Origin of the sequence: Actinomadura sp. KC06 (assembly GCF_004348735.1) — a bacterium.
Taxonomy (GTDB): domain Bacteria; phylum Actinomycetota; class Actinomycetes; order Streptosporangiales; family Streptosporangiaceae; genus Spirillospora.
In genome coordinates this window covers 96972-103079 of sequence record NZ_SMKT01000007.1, presented here as the reverse complement: position 1 = coordinate 103079, position 6108 = coordinate 96972, and the positions used below count along the sequence as shown (strand labels likewise).

4 protein-coding genes are annotated in these 6108 nt (G+C 70.2%); all 4 read right to left on the bottom strand.

The genetic code is table 11. The annotated features are described in order from the left end of the window. Nucleotides 1-270: 270 nt before the first annotated feature. Nucleotides 271-1902 (bottom strand): alkaline phosphatase D family protein, encoded by a 1632-nt coding sequence (locus tag E1287_RS04520; protein WP_131963520.1) that lies wholly within the window; start codon nucleotides 1900-1902, stop codon nucleotides 271-273. A gap of 68 nt (nucleotides 1903-1970) precedes the next feature. Beyond that, nucleotides 1971-2960, bottom strand: coding sequence for an NAD-dependent epimerase/dehydratase family protein (locus E1287_RS04515; RefSeq protein ID WP_207934003.1), 990 nt, complete (start codon nucleotides 2958-2960; stop codon nucleotides 1971-1973). A gap of 88 nt (nucleotides 2961-3048) precedes the next feature. Next, the gene (gene clpB / locus E1287_RS04510; protein WP_131963519.1) at nucleotides 3049-5646 is read right to left on the bottom strand and encodes an ATP-dependent chaperone ClpB; all 2598 of its coding nucleotides are present in this window, start codon (nucleotides 5644-5646) and stop codon (nucleotides 3049-3051) included. 11 nt (nucleotides 5647-5657) lie between these two features. Further along, nucleotides 5658-6104: a helix-turn-helix transcriptional regulator gene (locus E1287_RS04505; RefSeq protein WP_131963518.1), complete on the bottom strand. Its 447-nt coding sequence runs from the start codon at nucleotides 6102-6104 to the stop codon at nucleotides 5658-5660. Between the last annotated feature and the right edge of the window lie 4 nt (nucleotides 6105-6108).

Here is a 6108-nt window from a genome sequence, read left to right as displayed (position 1 = left end):
GGGTCGGCCGGGGCGGGGTCGTCCCCGTGGTCGTCTCGCCTGGCACGTCGCTCCATGCTTGCTCATTGTGACGACTTGGCCACGAGTTGTCGCGCAATTTGGCCACAGTCGCAGTTCTTTGCGTGAGTCGCGTCATGGCCGGGACGTTGTGGCGTCGGAGAGGACGTGGGCGTTACCGGGGCGGGTCGCCCACGCGGGGTGCGTTCGTTCCGGCGAGGGGGTGGAACGAACGCGCCCCGCGCAAACGCGCGCCCACCCGCCTGCTGTGCGCTAGCCGGTTATCTTGGCGCGGCCCATCTCGTTGAGCGTGCCGCCGTCCCGCGGGGTCTCCCAGCGCACGTCGCAGTCGCGTCCCGACAGGTGGACGGTGGCGATCGCGTTGTCGAACCACGGTCCCTCCGTCATCCGCCAGCGGATCGGCGGGACCGGCACCTTCGACAGCTTGGCCAGCGCGCGGAACGGCCCGCCGGCCGCCCGCGAGCACGCGATGCGGTTGGCCAGGCGGAACTTCCCGATCAGCGGGTTCCGCAGCGGCGAGCAGACGATCTGCGAGATCTTCGACTGCGTGCCGGGCTCGGTGACCCGCGCCAGGTACGAGTAGTGGATGTCGCCGGACAGGAACGAGATGCTCGCGGGAGCGGGCCCGCGTTCACCGCGTCCGACCGCGAGGACGTCGGCGGCCACGTCGCGGAAAGAGCGCTCGAACGCCGCCCAGTGCTCCAGGTCGGCGGCCTGCCGGATCTTCTCGCCGAGCCCGGCCCCGGCCTTGCCCCAGGCGCCGCCGGCCATCGCCTCGTTCCACGACTCGGCGTGGTGGATCGCCATGGGCAGCAGGTAGGGCAGGGAGCTCGCGATGAGCAGATGGTCCATGCCGCCCTGGCACTGCTCGTCCAGCCACTGGAACTCGTCGTCGTCGAGCATGCCCCGCCGTTCGGCGGTGAGGAGGCGGGAGCAGCGGCTGTCCACGACGATCAGGCGGGTGGCGCCCCAGTCGTGCGCGTAGCTCCAGCGCGTACTGGCCGGTTCCTTGTCGGCCTTCTCGGCGAACTCGTCCAGGACGGCGCCCGCGTCGCCGGTGCTGTCGGACGCCGACCGCACCGCCTTGTAGACGGGATCGGACGCGCGCCCCTCCGGCGACATGTTCCCGAGATGCTGGTAGATCCAGTACGAGCCGATCCCGCCGGTGATGCGGTCCTTCCACCAGGGCTGCGACCACATCTCCTGGCGCCACGCGTACGAGGTGTTCCAGTCGTCGCGGATGTCGTGGTCGTCGAAGATGGTGAACGTCGGAACGGTGGACAGCAGCCACCGCACCTCCGGGTCGTCATGCCAGGCCAGCTTGTACAGGTGGGTGTAGTCCTCGAAGTCGGCGGCCTCGTCGGAGGGCGGGTCGCCCGGTGCGCGGCGTCCCTTGATGAACTCGCGCATCGCGTCGCTCAGCTCGTCCGCGTAGACCTGGTCGCCGACCATGAGCAGGATGTCCGGCCAGGTCACCGCGTCGCCGCCGCTGCTGAGCCGGCGGGCGAGCGCGGCGAGCGCGTCATGGCCGAACTGCTCGACCGTGCCGGGCGACCGCCGGCAGGACCCGAACGAGATCCGCAGGCCGCCGTCGGGGTCGAGCGTCCTGATCTGGGACGGCGGGAGCCCGGCGCCGCCGTCCTCGGGCCAGACGGTGTCGCCGTCGGCGATCACCTCGTACGGGACGCGCGCGCCCGGCGCGAGACCCTCGATCTCGACGAGCGCGTAGTGGTGGCCGTGCGCGGTGAACGTGCGGGCGGCCGCGTCCACGCCGTGCTCCCGGTTGACGACCCGGACCTCGCATGGACGGTCGGTCTCCACCCAGATCGTCGCGGTGTGGTGACTCACATGCCGGAGATGGGGCCCGAGTAGCAAAGCGGTCATACCACGTCTCTCTAGCGGACCGGGGGCGGTCGCGTCCACTTATGCGGCAAGCCTGGGCCAGGCTCGGGTCAGCGGCGCAGTACCTTCGCCTCGGTTTCGGGGTCCAGGCCGACGACCGGGCGGTCGGGGCGTTGGGGGGCGCGTCCGCCTATGGACTGGAGCCATTCCCACGTGTCCGTCACCGTTTCCTGGACGGTCCTGCAACGCAGCCCTGTGGAAAGTGCCTTGGCGACGTTGCCGCGATGCAAGGTGTCGTAGTCCTCGCCGGGTGGAAGCCAGATCGGGAGGTCCATCCAGGGTTCGATGCCTGCTTCGAGGATCTTTTCTGGGGGCGTCCAGACGAGTTCGGCGTCTGAGGCCGTCGTCTGCACGCACGCTTCGAGCAGCTCGCGCATCGTTGTGTGGTCTGGTGGGCTGACGAGGTCGAAAGGGCCGCCGAGTTCCTGCTCGACGGCGTCCAAGGTCCAGGCGGCGAGGTCTCGGACGTCGATGTACTGCAATCCGGCATCGCGGGGGCCGGGCGCCAGGACCTTGCCGCCTTTCGCGATCCGGTTCAGCCACCAGGGCAACCGTCCGATGTTCTCGTACGGGCCGAGGATGAGCCCTGCGCGCACCAGCAACGCCCTATCGCCGAACACATCGAGCACTGCCAGTTCTGCACCGCGCTTGGCGGCTGCGTAGTCGACATCGTCTCCGTCGTCTGGGGAGCCGTCCACTACGGGAGCGTCCTCGCCGAGTGCGTCGGGTTCGGGGAACACGTAGACGGAGCGGCTGGAGATGTAGACGTATCGTCCGACGCGTCCCTCTAGAAGGCGTGCAGTGTCGCGCACGACGGACGGGGCGGCAGACCAGGTGTCGACGACCGCGTCCCACTCCTCGTCGGTGGCGAGTGCGTGAAGACCGTCCTCGGTGGTGCGGTCGCCGTGCAACGAGGCGACTCCCTGGGGCGGCGCATGGCGTCCCCTGTGGAAGACGGTCACGTCCCAGCCGCGCGCAAGAGCGTCCTCGGTGATGGCGCGCCCTGCGAACTCCGTCCCACCGAGCATCAAAATCCTCATGGGAAGACTCTGCCTTCTGTACGTACTGTACGGAACACCTGACCGCTCACAGCAGAACGCGGAACCGGGCAGCAGGCGCGGCGGCGGGCTACTTGTTGAGGGTCAGGCCGCGGGACGCGTGGACGCTCAGGCGGTCGGCGGGTTCGTCCAGGTCCACGATCACCTCGTCGCCGTCGCGGACCTCGCCGGAGAGGAGTTCGCGGGCCAGCTGGTCGCCGATCGACGTTTGGACCAGGCGGCGCAGCGGGCGTGCCCCGTAGAGGGGGTCGTAGCCGGTGAGGGCCAGCCATTCGCGGGCCGCCGGGGTGACGTCGAGGGTGAGCTGCCGGTCGGCGAGGCGCTCGGCGAGCTTGTCGACCTGGAGGTCGACGATGCGGGTCAGCTCGTTCGTGGAGAGCGCGTCGAACAGGATCACGTCGTCCAGGCGGTTGAGGAACTCCGGTTTGAAGGAGTTGCGGACGGCATTCCAGACCGCCTCCTTTTTCGCGCCGTTCTCCAGGGTGGGGTCGACCAGGAACTGCGAGCCGATGTTGGACGTGAGGATCAGGATCGCGTTGCGGAAGTCGACCGTGCGGCCCTGCCCGTCGGTGAGGCGGCCGTCGTCCAGGACCTGGAGGAGGACGTCGAACACCTCGGGGTGCGCCTTCTCCACCTCGTCCAGCAGGACGGCCGAGTACGGGCGGCGCCGGACGGCCTCGGTGAGCTGCCCGCCCTCCTCGTAGCCGACGTAGCCGGGCGGCGCGCCGACCAGGCGGGCGACGCTGTGCTTCTCGGAGTACTCGCTCATGTCGATGCGGGTCATCGCGCGCTCGTCGTCGAAGAGGAATTCGGCGAGCGCCTTGGCGAGTTCTGTTTTTCCCACGCCGGTCGGGCCCAGGAAAAGGAACGAGCCGGTCGGGCGGTCCGGGTCGGAGATGCCGGCGCGGGCGCGGCGGACGGCGTCCGACACGGTGCGGACGGCGGTCTCCTGCCCGATCAGGCGGCGGCCGAGCTCGTCCTCCATGCGCAGGAGCTTGGCGGTCTCGCCTTCGAGCAGGCGTCCGGCGGGGATGCCGGTCCAGGACGCGACGACGTCGGCGACGTCGTCCGGGCCGACCTCCTCCTTGACCATCGCGTCGCGGTTGTCGGCCGCCTCGGACGCCTCTTCGAGCTGCTTCTCCAGCGCGGGGATCTCGCCGTAGGTGAGGCGGGCGGACGTTTCGAGGTCGCCGTCGCGCTGGGCGCGCTCGGCCTCGCCGCGCAGCTGGTCGATCCGCTCCTTGACCTCGCCGACGCGGTTCAGGCTCGCCTTCTCCTTGTCCCAGCGGGCGACGAGGCCGGTGAGGTGCTCCTGCTTGTCGGCCAGGTCGGCGCGGAGCCGGTCGAGGCGCTGCTTGGACGCCTCGTCCGTCTCCTTGGAGAGGTTCATCTCCTCCATCTTGAGGCGGTCGACGGTGCGCTGCAGCTCGTCGATCTCCACCGGGCGGGAGTCGATCTCCATGCGGAGGCGTGATGCCGCCTCGTCCACCAGGTCGATCGCCTTGTCGGGGAGGTAGCGGGAGGTGATGTAGCGGTCGGAGAGCGCGGCGGCCGAGACCAGGGCCGAGTCGTTGATCTGGACCTTGTGGTGGGCCTCGTAGCGTCCCTTGAGGCCGCGCAGGATCGCGATCGTGTCCTCGACCGAGGGCTCGCCGACGAAGACCTGCTGGAAGCGGCGCTCCAGGGCGGCGTCCTTCTCGATGCGCTCGCGGTACTCGTCCAGGGTCGTGGCGCCGATCATGCGGAGCTCGCCGCGGGCCAGCATCGGCTTCAGCATGTTGCCCGCGTCCATCGCGCCCTCGGCCGCGCCCGCGCCGACGACGGTGTGCAGCTCGTCGATGAACGTGACGACCTGCCCCTCGCTCTGCCTGATCTCGTTGAGGACGGCCTTCAGCCGCTCCTCGAACTCGCCGCGGTACTTCGCGCCCGCGACCATCGCGCTGAGATCCAGCGCGATGAGCTTCTTGCCGCGCAGCGACTCGGGGACGTCGCCCGCGACGATCCGCTGCGCCAGGCCCTCCACGACCGCGGTCTTGCCGACGCCCGGCTCGCCGATCAGCACCGGGTTGTTCTTCGTCCGCCGGGACAGCACCTGGACGACCCGGCGGATCTCCGCGTCGCGGCCGATGACGGGGTCGAGGCGCCCGTCGCGGGCGGCGGCGGTGAGGTCGACGCCGTACTTCTCCAGCGACTGGTACGTGCCCTCCGGGTTCTCGCTGGTGACGCGGGCGTGGCCGCGGACCTTCTCGAACGCGTCCAGGAGTGCTTGGGGTGTGGCGCCGAATTCCTTGAGCAGGCCCGCGGCCGGGCCGCCGTCCGCCGCCAGGCCGACGAGGAGGTGCTCGGTCGAGACGTAGTCGTCCTCGAGCTGCTTCGCCCGGTTGGCCGCCGTGTTGATCGACCGCTGGAGCTGCCCCGACAGGCGCGGCGTCGACACCGTCGAGCCTTGCGCCTTCGGCATCGCGGCGAGCTGCTCCTCCGCCCGGCTCCTGATCGCCCGCCAGTCGGCGCCGACGGCCTCCAGCAGCGGCACCGCCGTGCCGTCGGTCAGCGCGATCAGCGCGGCCAGCAGGTGCTGCGGCTCCACCTCGGGGTGTCCCTCGGCCGCGGCCCGCCGGACCGCGACCGACACCGCCTCCTGGCTCTTCTGCGTCAGCTTGTAATCCACCGGTCCCCCTACTATTCCCGGTTGCGCTCGTGCCAGACGACGACGCTGGTGTGCCTGATCGGCACCAGGTCGCCGCCGGGAGTGCTCTCCGGCTCACCGTGCCGGCGCTGCTGCGCCAGCCGCGCCGCGACGGCACGGGTCGATTCGAGTTCGTTGGCGAGCTCGTCCAGCGCGGCGTGCGCCTTGGCGAGCTCCTCGCGGAGCCGCACGTTGTCGCGCTGCAGCTCCAGGATGTGCTTGATGCCGGACAGGTTGATGCCCTCCTCCTGGGAGAGCCGCTGGATCTCGCGGAGCATCACGATGTCGCGCATCGAGTAGCGGCGGCCCCGGCCCGCCGTCCGGCCGGGACACACCAGGCCCATCCGGTCATAGGTCCGCAGCGTCTGCGGATGCAGCCCGGACAGCTGGGCCGCCACCGAGATCACGTAGACCGGGGTGTCGTCGCCGAAGGGGTCCATGGCG